Source organism: Neptunomonas antarctica, from assembly GCF_001305295.1.
GTDB lineage: Bacteria > Pseudomonadota > Gammaproteobacteria > Pseudomonadales > Balneatricaceae > Neptunomonas > Neptunomonas antarctica.
In genome coordinates this window covers 35052-57969 of the sequence record NZ_LJSI01000051.1, presented here as the reverse complement: position 1 = coordinate 57969, position 22918 = coordinate 35052, and the positions used below count along the sequence as shown (strand labels likewise).

28 protein-coding genes and 3 tRNA genes are annotated in these 22918 nt (G+C 44.4%); 20 read left to right on the top strand and 11 right to left on the bottom strand.

Annotated elements, in window-relative coordinates; genetic code table 11:
* Positions 1 to 28: 28 nt before the first annotated feature.
* From pabC to Nant_RS13865, 8 genes are all read left to right on the top strand, one after another.
* On the top strand, positions 29 to 871 hold the full coding sequence (gene pabC / locus Nant_RS13900) for an aminodeoxychorismate lyase (protein WP_054342263.1): 843 nt from the start codon (positions 29 to 31) through the stop codon (positions 869 to 871).
* A complete protein-coding gene (mltG, locus tag Nant_RS13895) occupies positions 868 to 1905 on the top strand; it encodes an endolytic transglycosylase MltG (protein ID WP_076496137.1) in 1038 nt (345 codons plus the stop codon). Before pabC ends, mltG begins: the two co-directional genes overlap by 4 nt.
* Positions 1905 to 2540: a dTMP kinase gene (gene tmk / locus Nant_RS13890; protein WP_143773609.1), complete on the top strand. Its 636-nt coding sequence runs from the start codon at positions 1905 to 1907 to the stop codon at positions 2538 to 2540. Before mltG ends, tmk begins: the two co-directional genes overlap by 1 nt.
* Complete coding sequence (locus tag Nant_RS13885; protein WP_054342261.1) at positions 2540 to 3559, top strand: DNA polymerase III subunit delta'; 1020 nt, start codon at positions 2540 to 2542, stop codon at positions 3557 to 3559. The genes tmk and Nant_RS13885 overlap by 1 nt, the downstream gene beginning before the upstream one ends.
* A 21-nt stretch (positions 3560 to 3580) precedes the next feature.
* Positions 3581 to 3931 (top strand): PilZ domain-containing protein, encoded by a 351-nt coding sequence (locus tag Nant_RS13880; RefSeq protein WP_054342260.1) that lies wholly within the window; start codon positions 3581 to 3583, stop codon positions 3929 to 3931.
* A 13-nt stretch (positions 3932 to 3944) separates the two neighbouring features.
* Complete coding sequence (locus Nant_RS13875; protein WP_054342259.1) at positions 3945 to 4745, top strand: TatD family hydrolase; 801 nt, start codon at positions 3945 to 3947, stop codon at positions 4743 to 4745.
* Positions 4745 to 5644, top strand: coding sequence for a radical SAM protein (locus Nant_RS13870; protein ID WP_054342258.1), 900 nt, complete (start codon positions 4745 to 4747; stop codon positions 5642 to 5644). Before Nant_RS13875 ends, Nant_RS13870 begins: the two co-directional genes overlap by 1 nt.
* Before the next feature lie 125 nt (positions 5645 to 5769).
* On the top strand, positions 5770 to 6870 hold the full coding sequence (locus Nant_RS13865) for a malate dehydrogenase (RefSeq protein WP_054342257.1): 1101 nt from the start codon (positions 5770 to 5772) through the stop codon (positions 6868 to 6870).
* Between the two features lie 94 nt (positions 6871 to 6964).
* Here the strand turns inward: Nant_RS13865 and Nant_RS13860 are convergent, their stop codons facing one another.
* The 6 genes from Nant_RS13860 to Nant_RS13835 form a co-directional block, all read right to left on the bottom strand.
* Positions 6965 to 7525, bottom strand: coding sequence for a chemotaxis protein CheW (locus Nant_RS13860; RefSeq protein ID WP_054342256.1), 561 nt, complete (start codon positions 7523 to 7525; stop codon positions 6965 to 6967).
* Between the two features lie 207 nt (positions 7526 to 7732).
* The gene (locus tag Nant_RS13855; RefSeq protein ID WP_054342255.1) at positions 7733 to 8068 is read right to left on the bottom strand and encodes a TusE/DsrC/DsvC family sulfur relay protein; all 336 of its coding nucleotides are present in this window, start codon (positions 8066 to 8068) and stop codon (positions 7733 to 7735) included.
* Complete coding sequence (gene tusB / locus Nant_RS13850) at positions 8068 to 8364, bottom strand: sulfurtransferase complex subunit TusB (RefSeq protein ID WP_054342254.1); 297 nt, start codon at positions 8362 to 8364, stop codon at positions 8068 to 8070. Before tusB ends, Nant_RS13855 begins: the two co-directional genes overlap by 1 nt.
* A gap of 2 nt (positions 8365 to 8366) precedes the next feature.
* Entirely contained in the window at positions 8367 to 8729 is a 363-nt protein-coding gene (gene tusC / locus Nant_RS13845; protein WP_054342253.1) for a sulfurtransferase complex subunit TusC, read from the bottom strand.
* A gap of 1 nt (position 8730) precedes the next feature.
* Positions 8731 to 9123: a sulfurtransferase complex subunit TusD gene (gene tusD, locus Nant_RS13840; RefSeq protein ID WP_054342252.1), complete on the bottom strand. Its 393-nt coding sequence runs from the start codon at positions 9121 to 9123 to the stop codon at positions 8731 to 8733.
* 77 nt (positions 9124 to 9200) lie between these two features.
* Complete coding sequence (locus Nant_RS13835) at positions 9201 to 9881, bottom strand: Bax inhibitor-1/YccA family protein (protein ID WP_054342251.1); 681 nt, start codon at positions 9879 to 9881, stop codon at positions 9201 to 9203.
* 145 nt (positions 9882 to 10026) lie between these two features.
* Here Nant_RS13835 and Nant_RS13830 point away from each other — a divergent pair, with 145 nt between their 5' ends.
* The 3 genes from Nant_RS13830 to Nant_RS13820 all read left to right on the top strand — a co-directional run bounded on the left by Nant_RS13830 (position 10027) and on the right by Nant_RS13820 (position 13011).
* The gene (locus tag Nant_RS13830; RefSeq protein WP_076496136.1) at positions 10027 to 10845 is read left to right on the top strand and encodes a pseudouridine synthase; all 819 of its coding nucleotides are present in this window, start codon (positions 10027 to 10029) and stop codon (positions 10843 to 10845) included.
* A gap of 192 nt (positions 10846 to 11037) precedes the next feature.
* Positions 11038 to 11787, top strand: coding sequence for a 5'-methylthioadenosine/S-adenosylhomocysteine nucleosidase (gene mtnN / locus Nant_RS13825; RefSeq protein ID WP_202905022.1), 750 nt, complete (start codon positions 11038 to 11040; stop codon positions 11785 to 11787).
* A gap of 45 nt (positions 11788 to 11832) precedes the next feature.
* Positions 11833 to 13011 carry a pyridoxal-phosphate-dependent aminotransferase family protein gene (locus tag Nant_RS13820; RefSeq protein WP_076496135.1) on the top strand — a complete coding sequence of 393 codons (1179 nt, stop codon included), beginning with the start codon at positions 11833 to 11835 and terminating at the stop codon, positions 13009 to 13011.
* 79 nt (positions 13012 to 13090) lie between these two features.
* Here Nant_RS13820 and Nant_RS13815 read toward each other — a convergent pair whose 3' ends face one another.
* Positions 13091 to 13582 carry a TlpA disulfide reductase family protein gene (locus tag Nant_RS13815; RefSeq protein ID WP_054342249.1) on the bottom strand — a complete coding sequence of 164 codons (492 nt, stop codon included), beginning with the start codon at positions 13580 to 13582 and terminating at the stop codon, positions 13091 to 13093.
* Between the two features lie 149 nt (positions 13583 to 13731).
* On the opposite strand from Nant_RS13815, the gene Nant_RS13810 reads away from it, so the two are divergent.
* Complete coding sequence (locus Nant_RS13810) at positions 13732 to 14601, top strand: NAD(P)-dependent oxidoreductase (RefSeq protein ID WP_054342248.1); 870 nt, start codon at positions 13732 to 13734, stop codon at positions 14599 to 14601.
* A 54-nt stretch (positions 14602 to 14655) separates the two neighbouring features.
* Positions 14656 to 14808: a hypothetical protein gene (locus Nant_RS21590; protein ID WP_179078952.1), complete on the top strand. Its 153-nt coding sequence runs from the start codon at positions 14656 to 14658 to the stop codon at positions 14806 to 14808.
* A 54-nt stretch (positions 14809 to 14862) separates the two neighbouring features.
* Here the strand turns inward: Nant_RS21590 and Nant_RS13805 are convergent, their stop codons facing one another.
* Positions 14863 to 15813, bottom strand: a complete 951-nt coding sequence (locus Nant_RS13805) for a DUF1853 family protein (protein ID WP_054342247.1) — start codon at positions 15811 to 15813, stop codon at positions 14863 to 14865.
* A gap of 113 nt (positions 15814 to 15926) precedes the next feature.
* Between Nant_RS13805 and Nant_RS13800 the strand changes: the two genes are divergently transcribed.
* The 6 genes from Nant_RS13800 (at position 15927) to Nant_RS13775 (ending at position 19003) form a co-directional block, all read left to right on the top strand.
* On the top strand, positions 15927 to 16223 hold the full coding sequence (locus tag Nant_RS13800) for a hypothetical protein (protein WP_054342246.1): 297 nt from the start codon (positions 15927 to 15929) through the stop codon (positions 16221 to 16223).
* 5 nt (positions 16224 to 16228) lie between these two features.
* Positions 16229 to 18046 (top strand): excinuclease ABC subunit UvrC, encoded by a 1818-nt coding sequence (gene uvrC / locus Nant_RS13795; protein ID WP_054342245.1) that lies wholly within the window; start codon positions 16229 to 16231, stop codon positions 18044 to 18046.
* A 32-nt stretch (positions 18047 to 18078) separates the two neighbouring features.
* Complete coding sequence (gene pgsA / locus Nant_RS13790; protein ID WP_054342280.1) at positions 18079 to 18627, top strand: CDP-diacylglycerol--glycerol-3-phosphate 3-phosphatidyltransferase; 549 nt, start codon at positions 18079 to 18081, stop codon at positions 18625 to 18627.
* A gap of 86 nt (positions 18628 to 18713) precedes the next feature.
* Positions 18714 to 18789 (top strand) — tRNA-Gly (locus Nant_RS13785).
* 16 nt (positions 18790 to 18805) lie between these two features.
* Positions 18806 to 18879, top strand: a tRNA-Cys gene (locus Nant_RS13780).
* A 37-nt stretch (positions 18880 to 18916) separates the two neighbouring features.
* Positions 18917 to 19003, top strand: a tRNA-Leu gene (locus Nant_RS13775).
* Positions 19004 to 19195: 192 nt separating this feature from the next.
* Here Nant_RS13775 and Nant_RS21750 read toward each other — a convergent pair.
* The 3 genes from Nant_RS21750 to Nant_RS21085 form a co-directional block, all read right to left on the bottom strand.
* Entirely contained in the window at positions 19196 to 19825 is a 630-nt protein-coding gene (locus Nant_RS21750; RefSeq protein WP_156298834.1) for a hypothetical protein, read from the bottom strand.
* Between the two features lie 490 nt (positions 19826 to 20315).
* Positions 20316 to 21077, bottom strand: coding sequence for a DNA adenine methylase (locus Nant_RS13765; RefSeq protein ID WP_054342243.1), 762 nt, complete (start codon positions 21075 to 21077; stop codon positions 20316 to 20318).
* Positions 21028 to 21213, bottom strand: coding sequence for a Com family DNA-binding transcriptional regulator (locus tag Nant_RS21085; RefSeq protein ID WP_076496133.1), 186 nt, complete (start codon positions 21211 to 21213; stop codon positions 21028 to 21030). Before Nant_RS21085 ends, Nant_RS13765 begins: the two co-directional genes overlap by 50 nt.
* 346 nt (positions 21214 to 21559) lie before the next feature.
* Here Nant_RS21085 and Nant_RS13760 point away from each other — a divergent pair, with 346 nt between their 5' ends.
* On the top strand, positions 21560 to 22333 hold the full coding sequence (locus Nant_RS13760) for a hypothetical protein (protein ID WP_054342242.1): 774 nt from the start codon (positions 21560 to 21562) through the stop codon (positions 22331 to 22333).
* The last annotated feature ends 585 nt before the right edge of the window (positions 22334 to 22918 follow it).

The window sequence follows — 22918 nt, the reverse complement described above, 5'->3', positions numbered from 1 at the left end:
GTGTCCTCATTCTATCGTTGCCGGAATAATGAATCAGATAATTCAAGAGCTGACGCGAGTTAACGGTCAAGCATCTCAAATTTTAGCGATTACTGATCGGGGCTTGTGTTACGGGGATGGTTTATTTGAAACCATTAAGGTCTGTAGCAATAAGCCCTTGTTGTGGGATGCGCATTTTTCTCGTCTGGAATTAGGTTGCAAACGTTTAGGCATTCCTTTTGGCGGGCTAAAAGATCGCTTTGACGCTGATCTGAAGGCGTTACTACCTTTAAATTCACACGATACTGCTGTGCTGAAGCTGACCGTGACCCGAGGTTCAGGGCCTCGCGGGTATTTTCCGAGTAAAGCCCTTAGGCCTACGACTATCTCATCCTTAACTGCTGCAACAGATTTCTCCCGTAAAGCGGCTGAGGGTGTGATTCTGCGATGGTGTGATACGCCGCTGTCGATTAATCCACTTCTTGCAGGTATTAAGCATTTAAATCGCTTGGAGCAAGTGCTTGCCAGAGGAGAGTGGGAGAATACTGATATTGCTGAAGGTCTGATGAGAGATCCTGATGGTTGTCTCATTGAGGGCACCATGAGTAATCTTTTCTGGTGTTCTGCTGGCGTACTTTATACCCCTGATATTGACCGATGTGGAGTAGCGGGTGTAATGCGGGCGACGTTGCTCGCGCTTGCTTTGAAACATCAGATCCCGGTTGTTGTAGGGCGCTTTATGCCTGACGTTCTCAATGAAGCTGACGAAGTATTTATCTGTAATTCACTGATTGATATCTGGCCGGTGATTAGGCTTGATGGATTGACGTGGGAAATAGGGCCTGTAACAGGTCAGTTACAAACATTATTGAAAGAGGAAAATTCCGTTTGAAACGTTTACTGGTTGTATTTTTTATTATGTTATCTGTCGGTACCGCCGCGTTAGCTTGGCTGTGGCAAGACATGCATCGCTATATGGAAACGCCTCTTTTTTTAGATAAAAATATTCCTTCTTTTGTTGTCTCGAAAGGAACCTCTTTTAACGCTTTGTCCGGGCAACTGGAAAAAGCTGTAGTCATCACTAATCCACTTTATTTTACTATCTATGTGCGTATGAATAAGCTTGGCGGGCAGATTAAAGCGGGTGAGTATTTTATTAATAAAGATTTCACGCCAAGCGAGTTGCTCACGACGTTAATTGAGGGTAAAGGGGTTCAGCATAGTATTACGATCGTGGAAGGTACTGTATTCAAGCAACTGAGAAGTGTGTTGGCAGCCCATGCAGACGTAGTTAAACAGACATTAGCCGATAAAAGTGACCAGGAAATTTTGGCGGCTATCGGGGCTGACGAATTGCATCCTGAAGGATTATTTTTAGCCGAAACCTTTCAGGTAGAACGAAACTCGACTGATCTCGAGTTGTTGCAGCGAAGCTACAAAGCCATGCAGCAAGTGCTCGATCAGTATTGGCAACAGAGAGATCAGACGTTGCCTTATAAAACGCCTTACGAGGCACTGATTATGGCGTCGATTGTCGAGAAAGAAACCGCTGTCGCTGAAGAACGACCACTTATAGCGGGTGTTTTTATTAAGCGTTTAACTATAGGGATGAGACTGCAGACCGATCCAACGGTGATATATGGTATTGGGGATGATTATCAGGGTAATATTACCCGTAAGGATCTACGTACACCTTCTCCTTATAATACTTATACAATAACAGGGTTGCCTCCTACGCCTATAGCGATGGTCGGGCGAGAGGCTATTCACGCGGCATTAAACCCTGATATTGGAAAAGCGCTGTATTTTGTTGCCAAGGGTGATGGGCGTCATCAATTCTCTCCATCTCTGATTGCGCATAATAAAGCAGTAAGACAATATCAGCTCAAGCGAAAGCAGCAATACCGTTCAACTCCGGAGCCATGATGATAGTAAAAAAAGGTTGTTTTATAAGTATTGAGGGAACGGAAGGAGTTGGTAAAAGCACTAATGTTGCGTTCATTCGCCAGTTCGTAGCAGATAAAGGAATTAGCTTACGGCTAACGCGTGAGCCTGGCGGTACACCATTGGCGGAAGAGATCCGTGAGTTGCTGCTTAAGCCTCGTGAGGAGATTGTCAGTGATGATGCTGAAATATTATTGGTATTTGCTGCACGTGCGCAACATGTTGATCGGGTGATAAAACCAGCGCTGGCTAACGGAGAGTGGATTTTGAGTGATCGATTCACTGATGCCACTTTTGCCTATCAGGGAGCTGGACGAGGGATTAGCTGGGATCGGATACAGCAACTTGAACAGTATGTGTTGGCTGATCTTCGTCCCGATTTAACTATCTTGTTGGATCTTCCTGTTGAAGTCGGTATGGCCAGAGTAATGCAACGCGGCGCTCCTGATCGGTTTGAACAGGAAAAACTAGCATTTTTTGATAAGGTCAGACAGGGCTATCATCGCCGTTTAAGAGCGGAGCCGGATCGTTTTGCGCTGATTGATGCTACCCAGTCATTAGATCATGTGCAGCAGCAGATTGCGCAAGCGCTCACTGAAAAATTGGGTCTTGTTTAATGGAAATCAGTGATCGTTATCATTCGCTAGATGCTGCTATTTATCCTTGGTTTAAAGATCAGTGGCAAAGAATCGTTCGCTTGCATAACGATAAACACCTGCCACATGCGCTGTTGCTCAATGGTATGCCGGGAATAGGTAAGGCACGCTTAGCGGAAGCGATTGCCGGGTATGTGATGTGCCACCAACATCAGGCAATGGCTCCCTGTGGGCAATGCCGTAGTTGCCTGTTATTAAATTCCAGCGGCCATCCTGATCTCTACTTTTTGAGACCAGAAGAAACCGGTAAGCCGATAAAAGTTGATCAGGTTCGGCAGTTAACTGAATTCATGCACAATACTGCTCAGCAGGGTGGTTATCGGGCGGTGGTACTGGAGCCCGCTGAGTCGATGAATCTATCGGCGGCTAATGCTTTGCTCAAAACATTAGAAGAGCCTGGTCGGGATACGTTGTTGATATTGATTACGCATCAGCTAGGGCAGGTGCTGCCTACGGTCAGAAGTCGTTGTCAACGGCTGGACTGTCATCCTCCGGATGAGGCTGTGGCGGTGGAGTGGTTGTGCCAGCAGTTGTCTGTAGAGCCTCCTGAGGCGCAACAATTGCTTAAGGTTGTTCATGGTGCCCCGTTGGCAGGATTAGCGTTTAAAAAGCAAGGCCATCAGGCGCTTCGAGCTGACTTTTTGACTGCATTAAGGGAAATACTGCGACAGCGAAGCAGTCCGGTTGAGGTCGCCAGTCAATTTCTTAAGGCTGATCTGAGCTTGTTGCTTGAGTGGTTACAAGGCATGCTTGCAGATATCATCCGGATACTATTAACTCAGAGTGATGACCTTATTCGTAACAGAGATATGCAGAAAATGTTAAAGGGTGTTGCTAAAAACAGCACAAAAGATAAAATCTTTACCTTATCTGATCTTGTCCAGGCTGAGCGGTTGGGTTTACAGCGAAGACAAAACCCTAATAAGCAGCTATTGTTAGAACGCATACTAATTGATTGGTCCGCTTTAGTGAGATCATAGAGAAGGAGTTCTCAAGACCCAATGTCAGTCGTTCCTCGTATTAGTCATGGCATATTGTCACTTAAAATAGAGGCGAAGGAAGATCTCTATAAAGCTTATATGCCTTTTGTAACCAACGGTGGGATTTTTATCCCGACGACTCGTTCCTACCACTTAGGGGAAGAAGTTTTTATGCTTTTAACGCTAATGGATGATCCCGATAAAATACCGGTGACCGGTAAGGTTATCTGGGTAACGCCAAAGGCCGCGCAGGGCGCTAAAAAACCAGGCATTGGTATACAGCTGTCTCCTGAAGATACAACACTGGTCCAAAAAATTGAGACTCATCTGGCCGGCGCTCTTAACTCTGGCCGTCCTACCAACACTCTTTAGTTCTTATATATATATGTTTATTGATTCCCATTGTCATCTCGATAAGTTAGACCTGTCTCCGTACGAAAATAATTTTTCTGCTATGCTCGACGCCGCTTTCCAGAGGGATATTTCCCGATTACTGTGTGTTTGCATAGATCTTGAGAAGTTTGGCGAGATGTATTCGTTAATACAGGATCATCCTAAGGTTTTCGCTTCACTAGGTGTTCATCCGCTGCACGTAGAAAATGAACAAGGCGTTGTCCCAATTGATTACCTGATCGAGAAAGTGAGACAGCATCCAAAAATTATCGCCATCGGTGAAACCGGGCTGGATTACTTTTATCAGACCGACACCAAAGCGGTTCAGCAACAGAGTTTTATTAACCAGTTGCGCGCCGCAGATCAGCTCTCATTACCCGTTATTGTGCATACCCGTGATGCTCGCGAAGATACTCTCTCGCTAATTAAAACCTATGGCGGGGAGTCGGGTGGGGTATTGCATTGTTTTACTGAATCTCAGGCAATGGCTGAAGCCGCAATTGATATGAACTACCTTATCTCTTTTTCAGGCATTGTTACTTTTCGTAATGCTGAAGAGTTGCGCGAGGTGGTTAAAGCTATTCCTTTGGATAAGATATTAATCGAGACGGATGCTCCCTATCTTGCACCTATCCCGTATCGTGGTAAAAAGAATGAGCCGAAATATGTAGTTGAGGTCGCGCAATGTATTGCCGATTTGAAAGGTGTTTCAGTAGAGAAAGTAGCGGAAGCGACGTCTGAAAATTTCTATCGGTTATTTGCTAAAGCGGCTGAGCTGGATGGCATACGCTAATGTGGATGATGCCGCCGGTTGACTATATAGAGCCTTTATTCCGTCCACCGAGTGAGGCTCGATCGCTCATCTTGCAGGTCACAAACGGCTGTAGTTGGAATCGCTGTGTGTACTGCGAAATGTATACGGACGTACAGAAAAAATTCAAACCGAAGCCTGAACAGGAAATACTGTCGGAAATTAAGCGTTGTGGTGATCAATTGCCCGGAACGCGTCGTGTTTTTCTGACGGATGGTGATGCAATGGCATTATCGTTCCGGCGTTTGAAAAGTACTCTGGCCGCTATCAGGCAGTATCTGCCTTTAGTGACGCGTGTGACTGCGTACTGCTTGCCTCGGAACCTGAAAAACAAAACGGTTGAAGAGTTATCTGAATTAAAAACACTCGGGCTGACGATGGTTTATATCGGTGTAGAAACCGGAGATGATGAGTTGCTTGGCCTGATAGATAAAGGTGAGACGTATCAAACCACGCATGATGCCTTAATCAAGCTACATGCCGCTGGCATTAAACGCTCTGTTATGGTCATTAATGGTATTGGCGGACGTAAATTTAGTGATCAACATGCCATCGAAACAGCGCGATTGATGAATGCAACGCAACCTGAATACCTTGCTAGCCTGGTTCTTTTCTTTTCTAACGGAGACCAGCGTTATAAAGAAGCCTTTGATGGGCAATATATAGAAATGAGCGATATTCAGTTGTTTCAGGAAATGCAGCAGTTTATGCAGGCGCTTGATTTACACAAAACAATTTTCAGAAGCGATCATGCTTCTAATGTACTGGTACTAAAAGGGGTGTTAGGTGCTGATAAAGTGCGTTTGCTGGGGCAGTTGCAATCTGCTATAGCAGGTGAATCTTCTGTCTTTTTGCGACATTCAACCGACAGAAATCTCTGATTTTTTGCCCCTTTCGTGTTTTTATTACGTTGCACCTGTTGTTGTGCTTGACGAGTGTGGTATAAATTTTAGAGCTAATCTCAAGCCATTATAAGAACAATTCATACATCAGCAGGAATATAGATATGAGACGTCCCGTTAGAATAGCCGTTACCGGTGCAGCAGGTGCCATCAGTTATAGTCTTTTATTCAAAATAGCGGCTGGCGAAATGATGGGTAAAGATCAGCCTGTGATTCTGCAGCTTATTGAGTTGCCTCATGCAATGGAGTCTTTGCGTGGTGTGGCGATGGAGCTGGAAGACTGTGCTTATCCGCTGTTACATACCATAACGCTGCATGATAACGTCGAAGATGGCTTCAAAAGTGCTCACTATGCACTGTTAGTCGGTGCGCGTCCGCGTGGGCCTGGGATGGAGCGTAGTGACTTGCTTGAAGTCAATGCTGAGATCTTTGCGCGTCAGGGCAGGGCGCTGAATGATTTTGCAAACAGAGATGTTAAGGTATTAGTGACCGGAAATCCTGCGAATACCAATGCATTAATTGCCAGCCGTAATGCGCCTAACCTGAGTCCATCACAATTTACCTGTTTAACGCGACTTGATCATAATCGTGCTAAAGGCATTCTGGCGAGCCATTCAGGAGCTACGGCTCGCGATATTAACGGTATCATCATTTGGGGTAACCATTCTCCGACACAATATCCGGACTTACATCAAGCGACAATATTGGGTGAACCTGCTTTATCGCAAATTGATATGGATTGGTACCGTGATGTTTTTATTCCTCAGGTGCAGCAGCGCGGTGGTGCCATCATTGATGCCCGTGGATTATCCAGTGCGGCCTCTGCGGCTCAGGCTATTGTTAACCAGATGCATGATTGGGTACTAGGCACAGATCCTGGCGAAATTGTCAGCATGGGAATTCTGAGTGATGGTAGTTATGGTATTGAAAAAGGAATATTTTTCTCCTTTCCTGTGCGTTGTAACTATGGCCGCTATCAGATTGTACGGGGTATCGAGATTAATGAGTTCAGTCAGCAACGCCTAAATGACACAGAGCAAGAATTATTAGATGAAAAAGCAGTGATAGAGCATCTGTTGCCAAAAGAGACTGAAGCGTCTCACCTGAACTTGTCCATTTGTTTGCGCTCAGGCGTTACTCTCTATGCAGATGGCACAGGGCCTGAGCAAACCAGTAAATTTATGACAACTAACCGCGTTATGTAGAATTAGCAACCTGTCGAAAACTAAAAAGCCTCTGTTAATTTACAGAGGCTTTTTAGTAGTGCCGGTAGGCTATCGGCAACAGGCTATTTGGTAATTAATGAATATCTTCGTCGCTGGCGGGGGTGATGCTAATCATGATTTTGTTGATATCTAGCAGTATGGTTAGCAGGCTGTTGTAATAACATACGCCCTGAACATAACGCCGGCTCGACTCTTCACCTGTAACACTTGGTGCGCGCTCAATGTCATCTTGTGGAATATTGATCACTTCGTCGACGCTATCGACCACCAGGCCTATCACTTCTTGCTCGTTATAGTCGACCATGATGATACGCGTGTTATCATCAACTTCTACAATCGGCATGCCGAATAGTCGGCGCGTATCAATAACGGTAGCAACATTGCCGCGCAGATTGATAATCCCAAGAATATAATGCTCAGCGCCAGGTACAGGGGTGAGATCGGAAAAACGAAGGACCTCTTTAACTTTCATGACATCGATGCCATAAAGTTCTTTGTTAACTTTAAAAGTAGCCCATTGATGGTAGACCACCTCTACCTGATTCGCTCGTCTGGTACGCTCGCTTTTATCTTTTTTGGTTTGCCGCATGCTTTCAATTGATTTGAGGTGATCTGATTCGGCTTGTAAACTCATGTTGGTCTGTCCACCCTTAATTATCTATTTAACTGTTATATTCATATTCAAAGACTGTTTAATCAACTACTTATTTGGCTCAGTTTGCCTATACGTTCCAGCATAGCCCAGATTTACATAAAATGTATTTTACGCTGCATTTTATTCAACGATAAGGGCATTAATCGGGCTATATAAATAATGACGGGTTTATTTTTCAGGTACTTTTTACAGGCAGTTAGTAGGTTTGGGAAGTCCTGCTAACTTGGCGGCTTGTTTTGCGGGGCTTTGTGGAAACAGCTTCATCAGATAGATACTTTTTCCTTTATCGTCCCCCAGAGTTATGCCCACGGCTTTTACCAAAGGTCGCATGGCGGGTGATAATTCATATTGCCGGTAAAAATCGCGTATGACATGAATGATTTCCCAGTGAGCATCGGTCAACTGAATCTGCTCTTCATTGGACAAGTACTCGGCAACAGCCTCTGACCAATCAGTCAAATCGAGTAGATAACCTTCATCATCCAGTGTCAGATCCTTATCTGCAATAGTTATGTGTCGCATCAGAACCAGCTCACTACTTTTGTGTGTTGGCAAGCCAGGGTAACAAACTGCTGATCATCAATGATGTTGGCATTCGTATAAAGTTTGCCAGATAAGCCGCGTGCATCGACATCAGCACTAAGAAGATAAATATCGATGTCGTACTCTTGTAGTTGTGTCATTACAGAGGGTTGCGCGGCGGCATATGCCGCATTCTCTATCATCAGTAATGCGTCACCAGGTAATAGTGCCGCTAAACAGGACTGCCAGAGCGTGTTATCAGAAGGTGATTTGTTAATAGTGTGTAACGTGCTCATGCTTAAAATCTCAATACCACATCGTGATCACGAATCATTAGGGCGATCTGATTATGATTGACAAATACGCCAGGTAAAATCAGTTGTTCTGCGGTGATGTGTTTTGTTTGGGAGGTGTTGTTTTCGATATAAATTTTATCGATATCATACATCGGTAAAGCGGAGCAGATATTAGCCAGGTTTTTTTGCTCAATCGCCTGAGGTTGTTGTGACTTTAACAGTAAGTAGAGGGCGTCTTGAGTGAATAGCAAAGAGACATCTTGTCCGAATGCGGCGGCTGTCAGGGCTAGATCGAGCGCTTCTTTGGCACGGGTGTCGCCGTAAGGGGCATGTGAGAGTATGAGTAAGATACTTTTTGATTGCATCTCAGGCTCCAAAGGTCACTAAGCGATCAGAAATAATAGCCGCTTCGCTGAGCTGTCCTAATCCTGATAACTCATAAGGTGCATGTGTATTAAACGCCGGTTTTTCATGACGCTGTGCTTCAGCTTGATCAATTACACCGCGTTTTAAGGCAGCAGCAATACATACCACCAAGTCGAGTTGATGCGTTTCGGCTAATGATTTCCACAGTTGGTGAATGTCTTGTTCATCGCGTGGAGGAGCACAAAGTGCAGAGGCGGTATACACGCTTTCACCATAAAAAAATACACGATGAAGGGTATGACCTGCAGCCAGTAGGCTTTTTGCAAAGCGATAAGCGGTGTGGACTGATTGGCTATTATGGGCGGAGCCGTAAATAAGAATAGAAAAGATCATGCAAAAATCCGTACAAAGAAAAACGCCCTGCTATCTTAACAAAGAAAGCAGGGCGTGTGATGCTGCTATTAACTGATTTAGTCGTCGTTGAACACGCCGACTAAGACCAACAGATGAATAAACAGGTTATAAATGTTCAGGTAAAGGCTGGTGGTTGCCATGACGTAATTGGTGTATGTGCCATTAATAATATTGCTAGTGTCATACAGGATAAAACCTGCCATCAGCAGCACGACCAATGAGGATAAGGCTAGATGGAAACCGCCAACATTGATACCGAACATAGGTAGGATGAACATGGCTACCATAGCAATGAGAGCAATCATGATGCCAGCAGACAGGAATCCACCCATGAAGCTGAAATCTTTACGGCTGGTCAGTACATAAGCAGAAAGGCCGACAAATGTCAGTGCTGTCATACCCATTGCCGTCATTACAATTTCTGCACCGTTAGGTAAGCCCAGATATTGATTCAGAATCGGACCTAAGCTGAAACCCAGTAGGCCGGTAAAGCCAAATACCATGGGCAGAGCTGCAGCCGTGTTCTGTTTTTTGTTAAGGATGAATAGCAAAACAAAGCTGGCAATAACGCTTCCCAGATAAACAATAAACGGAGGGTTCATCGCCATGGAAATACCGGCAGTTACTGCGCTAAAGACCAAAGTCATCGACAATAACATGTAAGTATTACGAATTACCTTATTGGTTTGCAGAACAGATTGTTCGGAATGTTTGCCAATCGAATGTGCGTTACTCATGTATTCCCCGGAAATTAGTAATTTAAGCTAATTGCTATAATGGCTGTTTCTATAGCCATTTCAAGTCTTATGACACTATTCTGCGATAAAGATTCCACGTAAAATAAGAATTCAACTGTTTTTGTCTGGAATTATTAATAGCCTTATGCCTTATCTGGATATCCTTTATCAGGACGAAGACCTGATAGCCGTACATAAACCGGCAGGGTTGTTGGTCCACCCTAGCTGGATAGCACCAAAAATGACGCCTAACCTGGTGTATTCACTGAAAACCTATTTTCGTGGGGCTCCTGTGCATACGATACACCGCCTCGACAGAGCAACCTCTGGTGTGATCGTCTTTGCGAAAAATAAACATACAGCGCAGCAGATGAATGCACAATTTGCAGAGCGTAAGGTTAAAAAAACCTACCTTTGTGTGACGCGTGGATATACGCCTGAAGAGGGTGTTATTGATTACGCGTTAAAGCCTATTTTTGATAAAATGGCCGACCCTTTCTCTGATCCGGATAAACCCCCCAAAGAAGCGGTATCAGCTTACCGTCGGCTGGGCACTGTTGAATTACCTATCGAGATAGGGAAGTATCCTTGTGCTCGCTACTCTCTGGTGGAAGTAAAGCCGACGACCGGCAGAAAGCATCAAATCCGACGTCACATGAAACATATTTTGCATCCTTTGATAGGCGATACAAACTATGGTGAAGGACGGCATAATCGACTTTTTCGCGAGCACCTGGATACACGCCGGATGTTGTTAATGGCAACTGAGCTTACATTTGAGCACCCTGGTACAGGTGAGGTGTTAACGATTAAGGCACCCGTTACGCATAAAGTAGCGACGCTATTCGACCGGTTAGGTTGGCAAGGGCTTTATCCTGCTTTTGTTCCCAAAAGTCAGGAGGCGGTGTTAGAAGCTCTGGCAGGGGAGGTGGAGCAGATGGATGGCGAAAATAGCGAAGAATGAGACGCTAAGGGCTAACGTATCGCCTCAAGTCATTACACAGCATATTGCTTAACAGAGTACGATCCCTTTGTCTGATTGAAGTTAATGTCGTCTACACTCATATTCAGTTTGTTCCCGTGGTTAAATTGCGTATCCTGTAGGGAATATATCGATATACAGTCAACCTATCTTACTAAAGGACAGTTCGGTTCAATGATTAAGCAGCGGTCACTCAACGATCTTATAAAAAGTAACAAAAAAATTAAAGTCGGCATTATTGGCGCGATGGATCAAGAAATAGAGATTCTCTGTAACAGCCTTGATGATCGTGAAAAGCATGTGGTAGCAGGCTATGATTTTTATACTGGCTCCATTTCCGGTATTGAGGTTGTTTTATTAAAATCAGGCATTGGGAAAGTCAATGCGGCGGTAAGTACCACGCTGTTATTACATACGTTCAATCCAGACTGCATTATAAACACAGGTTCTGCTGGTGGTTTTGATCCCTCACTTAATGTGGGTGATGTTGTGATCTCATCTGAAGTCCGCCACCATGATGTTGATGTCACTATCTTTGGTTACGAGCCAGGGCAAGTGCCGGGGTTACCTGCTGCATTTGAACCGGATGTGACGCTGGCTAAAATGGCTGAGCAGAGTATTGGCCGACTTAAAGGTATGCGCACCGTTCATGGCCTGATAGCTACGGGTGATAGTTTCATGAATGATCCTGTGCGTGTTGAGTATGCCCGTACACGTTTTCCCTCGATGAAAGCAATTGAGATGGAAGCTGCAGCGATAGCTCAGACATGCCATCAGTTTGGCACACCTTTTATTGTTATCCGGGCGCTTTCTGACATTGCCGGAAAAGAATCGCATCTGTCATTTGATGAGTTTCTTGAAACAGCGGCGCTTCACTCCGCTCAAATGGTGTTAGAAATCGTGCGCTCATTGGCTAAGCTGTGATTTTTTTTTGTAATATCTGATCTTTTCCAGACTAAGAGTATATCTATGATTAAGTCGTTCCATCCCCCGCAAAGAATCCTGATGGGCCCGGGGCCCTCAGATGTAAGTCCTCGTGTACTTGAGGCGATGGCACGCCCTACTATTGGTCATCTGGACCCTGCCTTTGTGCAGATGATGGATGAATTGAAGGTTATGCTTAAAGCGGCTTTCAAAACAGAAAATGAACTAACAATGCCAGTTTCTGCGCCAGGCTCTGCCGGAATGGAAGCGTGTTTCGTTAACTTAGTAGAGCCGGGCGAAAAGGTGATTGTTTGCCAGAATGGCGTATTCGGTGGCCGCATGAAAGAAAATGTGGAACGCTTTGGTGGTGAGGTCGTGCTGGTTTCTGATGACTGGGGAACCCCTGTCAGTCTGGATAAGGTAAGAGCTGCTTTTGAAGCACATCCCGATGCTAAAATACTGGCTTTCGTGCATGCGGAAACCTCCACTGGCGTACGTTCTGATGCGCAGGCGCTGTGTAAGTTAGCGCAGGAGTATGGCGCATTGAGTATCGTCGACGCCGTAACATCGTTGGGCGGTATTGAATTGAAAGTCGATGAGTGGGGCATTGATGCGATCTATTCAGGCACGCAAAAATGCTTGTCATGCCCGCCGGGTATTTCCCCTGTAAGCTTTGGTCCGAAAGCGGTCGCTAAAGTGCAGGCGCGGGAGTCAAAAGTATCCAGTTGGTTTCTTGATAAGAAGCTGGTCATGGGATATTGGAGCGGCGAAGGTAAGCGTGCTTATCATCATACCGCGCCCGTTAATTCGCTTTATGCGCTGCATGAGTCATTAGTGATGTTGCGGGAAGAAGGGCTCGAAAATGCTCATGTCCGTCACGACCATCATCATCAGGCGCTTAAAGCCGGTTTGGAAGCCATGGGGATTCATTTTCTGGTGGAAGAAGCCTACCGTTTGCCGCAGCTCAACACTGTTATTATTCCGGAAGGCGTCGATGAAGCGGCCGTACGTGCTGCCTTGCTGAATAACTATGGACTTGAAATCGGTGCTGGTTTGGGTTCGTTGGCGGGTAAAGTCTGGCGTATTGGCTTGATGGGAGCGGCGTGTAACCGTCGTAACGTGACGCTTTGTTTGTCTGCACTGGAAAGCACTTTGGTACAGATGGGCGCACCAGTGAATGCAGGTAAGGCTCTCGCTGCTGCTGAAACTTTTTATCAGGGCTGATATCGCTCTATAAAATATTTTTAAAAGACAGGTATAAGTATGCTTATTCCTGTCTTTTTTCACATAACTAAATGGCTGTTTATCGAGCTAATTCTGTTTCTATTAGCTCGATCTGAGCAGAGGCCATCCATTCGCGGCCTCCTAAAAAGGTCATCACGCTACGGCCTTCTTTGTTGAGTAGAAAGCTCATCGGTAAGCCTCGGATGCCGAGCGTGGTAAATGATGCGCCGTGTTTATCTAAGAGAATGGGAAAGGTGAGTTCTTGATCCATTTGCAGCAGAAATGCTTCGATAGTTTCGACATCTTCACCTGCGTTAATGGCAACTACCTCAAAATTCTGATCCGCATATTTTTGTCTCAGTAATTCCATTGATGGCATCTCTTTAACACAAGGCGGGCACCATGTTGCCCAGAAATTGAGCAAAACTACTTTGCCTCGATGTTCCGTCATATTGACTTCGCGACCCTCTAGATCTGGGAATGCGATATCGTTAAACATCATGCTGTCATCGGCAAATGAGTAGCTGGATATCAGTAATAACAGGCTGGCAAAAAAACGACGCATAATCATGACGTATCTCCAATACAAAACAACAGCACAGACAATAGATCCGGCGCAGCGGCAAATGGTTCAATTTGTTGGGTATCTTATAAAGTTGTAGTATGGCATAAATACGCTTAACAGCAGGCGACTTGTTAAATATGAATTAAGGAAAAAAAATGAAATTAGCATTTATCGGCTTGGGAACGATGGGTTTTCCAATGGCGGGGCACTTACAAAAAAGTGGCCATGATGTGACTGTATATAACCGTACATCGGCGAAAGCGGATAAGTGGGTTGACACCTATGGTGGAGCAATGGCGGCTACTCCGGCGCTGGCGGCTAGCGGCGCGGAGATCGTTTTTACCTGTGTAGGTAACGATAATGATTTGCGTGAAGTGACCACCGGAGCAGACGGTGTTTTAGGGGTCATGGTATCAGGAAGCGTGCTGGTCGATCATACGACGGCGTCGGCAGAGGTTGCGCGCGAGTTGAGCCAAATAGCGGTTAGTCAAGGTGTTGGTTTTCTTGATGCGCCGGTTTCAGGTGGGCAGGCCGGTGCAGAAAATGGTGTTTTGAGCGTGATGGTCGGTGGTGATCAGGCCTCATACGACTTAGCTGAGCCAGTGATGAAAGCGTATGGTAAGTCGATCCGTCTGCTTGGCGACGCCGGTTGCGGCCAACTGGCAAAAATGGTGAATCAGATCTGTATCGCAGGTTTAGTACAGGGGTTGTCAGAGGCAGTCCATTTCGCTAAACAGGCGAATTTGGATGCAGCGCAGGTGTTTGATGTGATTCAGCATGGCGCAGCGGGTTCGTGGCAGATGATAAATCGCCATCAAAACATGATTGATGGCGTGTTTGATTACGGTTTTGCTGTTGACTGGATGCGCAAAGATCTGGGTATTACCCTGGACGAAGCACGTCGCAATGGTGCGCAATTACCCGTTACTGCGCTGGTTGATCAGTTTTATGCAGACGTTCAAAGTATAGGAGGAGGGCGTTGGGATACTTCAAGTTTAGTAAAACGTTTTGATACAGATCAATAAATAGTTATAATAAGGTCATAACTTAATTCATTATTAGACTAAAGGTATGACCCTATGTTTGGCGTTGATAAATACAATTTAATTTCTTTTGTACCGAGCGTAGCCGTTATAGGGGTTTCCATTGTGCTGGTTTTTGTCGGTATTGGCGTATTGAAAAAAATGATGGCGCAGGATGCAGCAAAAGCAGCGGCACGTGACGCTGAATAATTAATAGTAAGGCAGTTACAATACGCCGCCTGTAAATGACTCGGTGTAACTGCCTTATTTTTTAACGTTTTGCTGTACCTGTTTTGGTTTGGTCTCTGGCCAGTTATTTCTCACGATAAATCCTCTGCTCACTTCTTGCCATTCTTCTTGAAATTCTTTATGCCCTTTTTTTTGAGATGCTAGCCATTCCTCGTTTTTCTTAATGATAACCACCATCTTAGGTTCGTCATCCATTAGCACGTGTTCAATCAGAGTTTGATAGTTCAAAGGCTGTAACGTCTCGTAGTGACTAATGCCTCCCATCCAGTGCCAGCGAGGTAAAATAAAAAATGAGTACTGTGATTTTATTTCAGGTGACAGCAGATGGATTTGGTTCTGAAATAGCCACCAGCCGCGATGATGCTGTGGGTTAACGCATAGAAAAGGTACGTCGAGAGAAGTCCAGTTTTGATAGGGATAAAATAGCATGCCCGTTAACAGTAATTCATGTTTAACGGGTGGTTTTACACCGAGTTCATTTAGCGTATTGAGCGTTTCAGGTAATAAGCTTAACGGAAGCTGGTGTTGCAACAGTCGTTGCCATTTTATATCAAGCCGGTCGCGTCCGCCGGGTCCGATAAAGCACTCAAGCCCGCTGAATGGCGGGTGTAAAAGATAAAATTTGATGGCAAGTTCAAGATGGACATTATCTCCAGCGGCGTTTTGGTAAAGGCAGTCAAGCTCGCCAATCACTCTTCTGTTATATTTGATGATAAGATTTCTATACAGCAATTGGGAGCGCGTACTGTGTTTGAACAGCAGTTCGATACAGTCTTCAAATTGCAAACCTAAGCGATACGCGGGTGGTGCAGGGTAGTTCATCAGTGCAGGAGGGAAATCTTGCTCGCCAATAAGGTGTTCGGCTGCTGTAAATTGCTCAATAGTGGCAGGGGTGTTCATCAGGGCTTTAGTATTTAAAAACCATTGAAGATCTTTTTCAATATCAATAACTAACCTGTCTTTCATGGGTAGCGTGTCCAATATTAATGTTTCACATCCGAAGGAATCTCCCCTAAAGTATATTACTATGGATGCGGTATCAGGAACGTGATAATTAATAGCTGAAAATGGGTAAATAGATGAGCGAAACAACCAATACTGATCAGCGTGCGCAACAACGTTTTCCGCTGTTATCTGACAGTAACATTAACACTGTGATGATGAATGGTGCACAGATTGCGTTGTGTAAGTTAAAACGTGCCCGGTCCTTTAATGCGCGGTTATATTTTTATGCCGAAATCGGCGTGTTTCTTGAAGTGTCATTGTCGCGTGGTGCCGGTATTTCTGATGATACGCGTCAGCGCCTGGAAGCGATTCATCGAGAAGCGACACATGTGCACATGGACGCCAACAAAGCATCAAGGGCTGCTGAATAATCACTATGTTCGATAGTAAGGCTTTTTTAGCGCGTTTAACGCAGCGGCCAGGTGTTTACCAGATGCAGGATGCGGCGGGCGAGCTGCTCTATATTGGTAAAGCGAAAAACCTGAAAAAACGTGTCAGTAGTTATTTTCGAGCAACGGGCCTAACGGTAAAAACTCAAGCGTTGGTCAGCCATATCGCAGATATTGATGTCACGGTCACTAATAGTGAGACCGAGGCTTTATTGCTTGAGCAAAATCTGATTAAAGAGTATCGGCCTCCCTATAATATTTTGCTCAGAGACGATAAAAGCTATCCTTATATCTTTATTTCTGAAAAAGAAGATTATCCGGTATTAACGTTTCATCGTGGTACTAAACGAAAAAAAGGGCGTTACTTTGGCCCTTTTCCTAGCCGTGCGGCGGTAAACGATAGCTTAAATATTCTGCAGAAAATCTTTAGAATCCGGTCATGTGATAACGCGTTTTTCCGGAACCGCTCACGTCCTTGTTTGCAATATCAAATTAAGCGCTGTAGCGCACCGTGTGTAGAGGCCGTATCGGCTGAAGCGTATGCTGAAGATATACGGCATGCCTCAATGTTTCTCGAAGGTAAAAGTCGCACTATCATGAAGGAGTTGGCGACACAGATGGAAGCCGCTGCCGCAAGTCTGGACTTCGAGCGCGCTGTTATTTATAGGGATCAGATCAGCAGCTTACAGCTTATTCAAGAGCAACAGTACGTTTTTGGCGACAGCGGCGACGCCGATGTAATGGGCTGCGCGATGCAGCCCGGAGGCGTATGCGTACATGTGCTGTTTGTGCGGGGTGGACGTATTGTTGGCAGTAAGGCGCTGCATCCAAAAGTGTCTGTTGAAGACAGCGAGTCAACGGTGTTATCTGCCTTTATAGCGCAATGGTACATTGGTAATACGCGTGAAATACCAGACCAGGTTATTTGCAGCCACGACTTAGAAGATCAGGATTGCCTTGAAGAAGCATTGAGTGAGCGGCGAGGTAAAAAAATCCATCTGAGCTCGCGTGTTAAGGCGGAGCGGGCGGGGTGGCAAAAGTTGGCGTTGACTAATGCAGAGCAGCATCTCTCCAGTCATTTGGCGAGTAAACAAAACATCTATAAGCGCTTTCTGTCATTGCAGGAAGTATTTGGTTTGGATGAAGTGCCGAAGCGATTGGAATGTTTTGATATTTCGCATACATCCGGTGAAGCAACCGTGGCTTCCTGTGTCGTGTTTGATCGAAATGGTCCACTCAAAAAAGATTATCGTACTTTTAATATCGAAGGTATTACCGGGGGCGATGATTATGCCGCGATGCATCAGGCGTTGATGCGCCGTTATACCCGTATAAAAAAAGGGGAAGGTGTTTTACCTGATATACTGCTGATCGATGGTGGGAAAGGGCAGGTAACGCAGGCCGTAAAAGTGCTTGAAGAGCTGCAAATCACCGAAGTTCAGATTATTGGCGTGGCGAAAGGGGCAAGCCGGAAAGCGGGCTTTGAAACCCTGATCATGGCAGAAAATAATGAAGAAGTAGTGTTGGCATCTGATTCAGCGGCGCTTCATCTGATTCAGCATATACGAGATGAAGCTCACCGGTTTGCCATTACCGGGCATCGTGCGAGACGCGGTAAAGCCAGGAACCAATCCAAGCTGGAGGGTATTTCCGGTGTGGGACCTAAAAGAAGGCGCGAATTATTAAAGCATTTTGGCGGAATACCGGCAATTGAGCGCGCTAGTGTTGAAGAAATTGCAAAAGTCACTACCATAAGCCCAGCGCTAGCAGATGAGATCTATGCAGCGCTGCATCCAGAAGTCTGATCCCGGAGTTTCCAGCAGATATGCTGTTATCGATGAATGTACCAAACTTACTCACATTACTACGTATTGGCCTGATACCTGTATTAGTGGGTTTATATTATTTGCCCTATAGCTGGTCGCCGATAGCAGCGGGTGCTGTGTTTGCTGTAGCGGCCGCCACTGACTGGCTAGATGGCTATTTAGCGCGACGCTGGAACCAGGCGTCAGCGTTGGGTGCGTTCCTCGATCCCGTCGCCGATAAGCTCATGGTATGTGTCGCGCTGGTGTTGCTTGCCGAGACGTTCGCCGAGCCTTGGATGACTATTCCTGCGATGATTATCGTAGGCCGGGAAATCGTGATTTCGGCATTACGTGAATGGATGGCAGAGCTGGGTAAACGGGCTAGCGTTGCTGTTTCCTACGTAGGGAAGGTCAAAACAGTCTTGCAGATGGTATCCATTTTCATATTGATATCTTTCGATCCGTACTCTGTTCAGTCATGGATTGGGGTAGGGGCGTTGTATGCTGCCGCTATACTCACATTGTGGTCAATGATCGTTTACATCAAGGCGGCATGGCCGGATCTTACAGAAGATCTGTAAGTGGTTAATCTTTAAGCAAAAATAAATTCAATACAAGGTTGACACCGACGCAGATCTCTCTATAATACGCCTCATTGTTGCACAGGGCGGGAATAGCTCAGTTGGTAGAGCACGACCTTGCCAAGGTCGGGGTCGCGAGTTCGAATCTCGTTTCCCGCTCCATTTTATGCAATGATTAGGCGCGGTGGCAGAGTGGTCATGCAGCGGACTGCAACTCCGTTAACGCCGGTTCGATTCCGACCCGCGCCTCCATTATTAAAGCACTGCGCTTTTAATAATGAGCTGTCCAGCCCGGATGGTGAAATTGGTAGACACACAAGACTTAAAATCTTGCGCTTGAAAGAGCGTGCCGGTTCAATTCCGGCTCCGGGCACCAATTCAAAAATACTGAACCCTTGCGGCGCTAAGCTTCAAGGGTTTTTTATTGTCCGACTTAAATTCTATATTAATTACTTACTCTTTCTTCTCTATCTACAATATTTCTGCTTAAGCAATCTGAATAATCACCTGTAGAAACAAACAATAACCCGCTGCATTTATCTTGTTTATTTTGCTCGCCTAATAAAACTTAATACTTTTCTGTAAATACTGTAAATACTGTAAATACTGTAAATACTGTAAATACTGTAAATACTGTAAATACTGTAAATACTGTAAATACTGTAAATACTGTAAATACTGTAAATACTGTAAATACTGTAAATACTGTAAATACTGTAAATACTGTAAATACTGTAAATACTGTAAATACTGTAAATACTGTAAATACTGTAAATACTGTAAATACTGTAAATACTGTAAATACTGTAAATACTGTAAATACTGTAAATACTGTAAATACTGTAAATACTGTAAATACTGTAAATACTGTAAATACTGTAAATACTGTAAATACTGTAAATACTGTAAATACTGTAAATACTGTAAATACTGTAAATACTGTAAATACTGTAAATACTGTAAATACTGTAAATACTGTAAATACTGTAAATACTGTAAATACTGTAAATACTGTAAATACTGTAAATACTGTAAATACTGTAAATACTGTAAATACTGTAAATACTGTAAATACTGTAAATACTGTAAATACTGTAAATACTGTAAATACTGTAAATACTGTAAATACTGTAAATACTGTAAATACTGTAAATACTGTAAATACTGTAAATATGTAAATTCGCGGCGTTTTGGGCACGGATTAGCGCATCTTTTGTCACTCAAAAATCCACTATTACACTAGTTAATTGAAATTATTCTCGGTGCTTTTGCGCTGTAATTAAGTTATGTATGTTCGGCACAATATTCCTTCTTACTAGGCAGTGACAAAAGTAGATACTGCGGTTAGTATTGATGCGCGTAACGTACATCGCGTTACTCTTAGCTAATACTGTCGTGATGACAGCATAGGAGTCTAAATGTCTTTTTTCATTCTCGATCATAATGATCAGCCCACCACTCAGTATACTTTCTCTACTATTCGAACCCGACCAAAATTTTCAAAGTATTTAGTAGTTGATTTGAGTTGTTCTTCGCCTGCCGTAACTGGCCTCCACAGCATTTTTAGTAATGCGCAGCGGCAGCTACGTAGGATGTCTGGTGAGGGCAAAAGGGCGCTCATTTTAAGATATGAATAGCGCCAAGAGTAAACTTACTTTATTAGAGGAATCATTTTGTGATTCCTCTTTTTAAAAATTCGTATAAATAATTTCCTTCACTGCGACTGCTTTTGCTCCTCCTCCTGCTGTGTATTTGTGATCTACTTCTTTTAGGTTTAATCCGTTAAAAATCGCCCGTACATCGGGATGGTTGTTGATGCTGATTATCATGTTTCCTTGTATCGATTTGGCTAATTCTGCCATGGCTTGGTATTCCTCGAAGGGGAACGTGACGCCGTAGCCTTCGGTTTGCCAGTAGGGTGGATCACAGTAGAAAAGGGTGTGAGGTCGGTAGTACTTTTTGATGACGGCTTTCCAGTCGAGGCTTTCTATGGTGGCTCCTGCTAAGCGGTAGTGAGCGTCGGCTAAGTCTTGCTCCATCGTGAAGATGTTGAAGCGTGGACGATGGGTGGTGCAGGTACCGAAGGTTTGACCCGCGACCTTTCCTCCGAAGGCTAATTTTTGCAGGTAGAGGAAACGGGCTGCACGTTGTATGTCGGTTAGCGTTTCAACGGGTGTGGCTTGTAACCACTCCCAGTTCTGTCGGCTGCAGAGTGTCCATTTCAGTTGTTTATAGAGCTCTTCCAGATGATGTTTTACTACCCGATACAGGTTCACTATATCGCCGTTGATATCGTTTAGGATCTCAGCTTTAGACGGCTCTTTCATAAAGAAGAGAGCGGCCGTTCCGGCGAACGGTTCAACGTAATATTGGTGATTTGGGAACAACGGTAGGATATGTTTAGCCAGGCGGCGCTTGCCGCCTATCCAGGGAGTTAGAGGTTTTGCCATGGTGTACTCCATCTTTTGTGATGGGGCTCATGGCCCTCTGGATGTGCCGGCAACGTGGGCACTTGATTTCGATTTCAGAGAAAATAGCTTTTGCTAATAATTTCGAGCATTTAGTACAGCGTATTTCGTTTAGCATATGTGAACCTACCGTTAGATTTGATAGGCTACCTCCGCCATGGCGTCGTGGTGAGGGAGCCTTAGCTGGTTCACAGTGTTCGTAGCACTGTGGATTGGGGTTCGATCAACTCTCGAAAGGAGATCGAGCCGCTTCCTCTTGTCTTTTTTACTTGCCTTCAGTGACTTTCATATTGTTTGTGCTGCCGCTATCTAAGATATTGATCATCAGCGCGGTTCACTTAATTAAATTCGGCAAAATCTATTTAATCAGTTGCGCGCACATAGACTTACAGGAAGGGGTTCAGTTGTTTATATTAAGGGCTATCAATGGACTGTGATCAATATCAAATTTCTAGAGAGGGCGAATGGACCAACTAGATGCAGTATGCCCAATTTTTTGTGAAAGAGAAGATGAAAGGCTCTTTCAGGTAGGGTCTGGTGTTCTGATTGAATTTCGAGGGTGTTTTTTTCTTCTCACAGCCGCTCATGTGATTGATGAACTAAAAGATGCAGACCTTTTAGTGCCTCATGCCAATAATGTTATTAAGTCTATTGAAGGTGCTTATTCTTACATAAGCCCTTCTGTAAACAGAGCTGAAGACTTTCTTGATTACGGCTATTTTAAACTGGATACCAAGTTTATATCCGGCTTGAAAGAGCACTTTTATTTTGTCAAAGAGCATGATTTAGGTGTAGAGAAAAGCTATGCGAGAAGAGAGCTATTTTCATTCGTAGGTTTCCCGCATCGAAAGTCAAACACCTCAGGAGAACAGGTTTCAACTGATTGTTTTTCATATGGAACATATCACGCAGAACTATCTGAATATAAACTCTTAGAGTTTGAGCAAGATGCCAATATCGTGACTAAATTCAATAGAAAAAATTCGTTTAACCTAAAGTCGGGAAGAGTCGAACTTCCCGTTCTACCACATGGAATAAGTGGCGGAGGGGTATTTATATGGCCCAAAAACATATTAGAAACCCCACCAAAGAATAGAAAGCTTGTAGGTATAGGGCATACTTGGAATGCAAAAGGCTATTTTATAGCTACAAGAATAGAAATATTTCTAGAAGCAATCTTAAGAAACAACCCATCACTAAGATACTTAAATTTAACAAGCAAAAACGCTCGGATGTAACAAAGCTAAATCGATGCGGGAAGTATGACTCCCCCTAAACATCCACCTCCACCTCCACCACCTTAGATTTGGCATCCGCCTAACCACTTCGCCATCGCTAACTAGCACTCGATGCCAAGCAGTCACAATTTCGCCGTTTATCACGCCGGTATTACCGGCGAAGGTTGTGCCGGCGGCTGGGCCGCTGTTGACCTCCTCGCCGAAGCCCACAAAGCCTTTTTTGTTATTTTTTCACAAAATAAATCGATATTCTAAGTTGAGCTGTGATTTGAATGACTATGTGCTCATGAATGAACTGGATGATACTGGAAAGCTCCAATTCCAAATCACTATTCGTCATTAAGCGCATCAGAAACAGCATAGATATCAGTTTTATAAAGGTACTTACACGGTTCATAGCTAACTCCCAATAGGTGGTTATATCTAATGGGTAGGTTAATTATGGTTATGCTTGCTGAGTCTAAAAACTCTGTTATAAACTACGTTATTTGAACCCTAAAAATCCACCTCAACCACTGTTAGATTTGGCATCTGTCTAACCACTTCTCCATCCCTTACTAACGCTCGATTTCCAGCGCTCACGCT

Coding starts and splice junctions, on each gene's coding strand:
- pabC (WP_054342263.1), top strand. CDS start 29: ATGAATCAGATAATTCAAGAGCTGACGCGAGTTAACGGTCAAGCATCT.
- tmk (WP_143773609.1), top strand. CDS start 1,905: ATGATAGTAAAAAAAGGTTGTTTTATAAGTATTGAGGGAACGGAAGGA.
- Nant_RS13885 (WP_054342261.1), top strand. CDS start 2,540: ATGGAAATCAGTGATCGTTATCATTCGCTAGATGCTGCTATTTATCCT.
- Nant_RS13880 (WP_054342260.1), top strand. CDS start 3,581: ATGTCAGTCGTTCCTCGTATTAGTCATGGCATATTGTCACTTAAAATA.
- Nant_RS13875 (WP_054342259.1), top strand. CDS start 3,945: ATGTTTATTGATTCCCATTGTCATCTCGATAAGTTAGACCTGTCTCCG.
- Nant_RS13870 (WP_054342258.1), top strand. CDS start 4,745: ATGTGGATGATGCCGCCGGTTGACTATATAGAGCCTTTATTCCGTCCA.
- Nant_RS13865 (WP_054342257.1), top strand. CDS start 5,770: ATGAGACGTCCCGTTAGAATAGCCGTTACCGGTGCAGCAGGTGCCATC.
- Nant_RS13860 (WP_054342256.1), bottom strand. CDS start 7,525: ATGAGTTTACAAGCCGAATCAGATCACCTCAAATCAATTGAAAGCATG.
- Nant_RS13855 (WP_054342255.1), bottom strand. CDS start 8,068: ATGCGACACATAACTATTGCAGATAAGGATCTGACACTGGATGATGAA.
- tusB (WP_054342254.1), bottom strand. CDS start 8,364: ATGAGCACGTTACACACTATTAACAAATCACCTTCTGATAACACGCTC.
- tusC (WP_054342253.1), bottom strand. CDS start 8,729: ATGCAATCAAAAAGTATCTTACTCATACTCTCACATGCCCCTTACGGC.
- tusD (WP_054342252.1), bottom strand. CDS start 9,123: ATGATCTTTTCTATTCTTATTTACGGCTCCGCCCATAATAGCCAATCA.
- Nant_RS13835 (WP_054342251.1), bottom strand. CDS start 9,881: ATGAGTAACGCACATTCGATTGGCAAACATTCCGAACAATCTGTTCTG.
- Nant_RS13830 (WP_076496136.1), top strand. CDS start 10,027: ATGCCTTATCTGGATATCCTTTATCAGGACGAAGACCTGATAGCCGTA.
- mtnN (WP_202905022.1), top strand. CDS start 11,038: ATGATTAAGCAGCGGTCACTCAACGATCTTATAAAAAGTAACAAAAAA.
- Nant_RS13820 (WP_076496135.1), top strand. CDS start 11,833: ATGATTAAGTCGTTCCATCCCCCGCAAAGAATCCTGATGGGCCCGGGG.
- Nant_RS13815 (WP_054342249.1), bottom strand. CDS start 13,582: ATGATTATGCGTCGTTTTTTTGCCAGCCTGTTATTACTGATATCCAGC.
- Nant_RS13810 (WP_054342248.1), top strand. CDS start 13,732: ATGAAATTAGCATTTATCGGCTTGGGAACGATGGGTTTTCCAATGGCG.
- Nant_RS21590 (WP_179078952.1), top strand. CDS start 14,656: ATGTTTGGCGTTGATAAATACAATTTAATTTCTTTTGTACCGAGCGTA.
- Nant_RS13805 (WP_054342247.1), bottom strand. CDS start 15,813: ATGAAAGACAGGTTAGTTATTGATATTGAAAAAGATCTTCAATGGTTT.
- Nant_RS13800 (WP_054342246.1), top strand. CDS start 15,927: ATGAGCGAAACAACCAATACTGATCAGCGTGCGCAACAACGTTTTCCG.
- uvrC (WP_054342245.1), top strand. CDS start 16,229: ATGTTCGATAGTAAGGCTTTTTTAGCGCGTTTAACGCAGCGGCCAGGT.
- pgsA (WP_054342280.1), top strand. CDS start 18,079: ATGAATGTACCAAACTTACTCACATTACTACGTATTGGCCTGATACCT.
- Nant_RS13765 (WP_054342243.1), bottom strand. CDS start 21,077: ATGGCAAAACCTCTAACTCCCTGGATAGGCGGCAAGCGCCGCCTGGCT.
- Nant_RS21085 (WP_076496133.1), bottom strand. CDS start 21,213: ATGCTAAACGAAATACGCTGTACTAAATGCTCGAAATTATTAGCAAAA.
- Nant_RS13760 (WP_054342242.1), top strand. CDS start 21,560: ATGGACCAACTAGATGCAGTATGCCCAATTTTTTGTGAAAGAGAAGAT.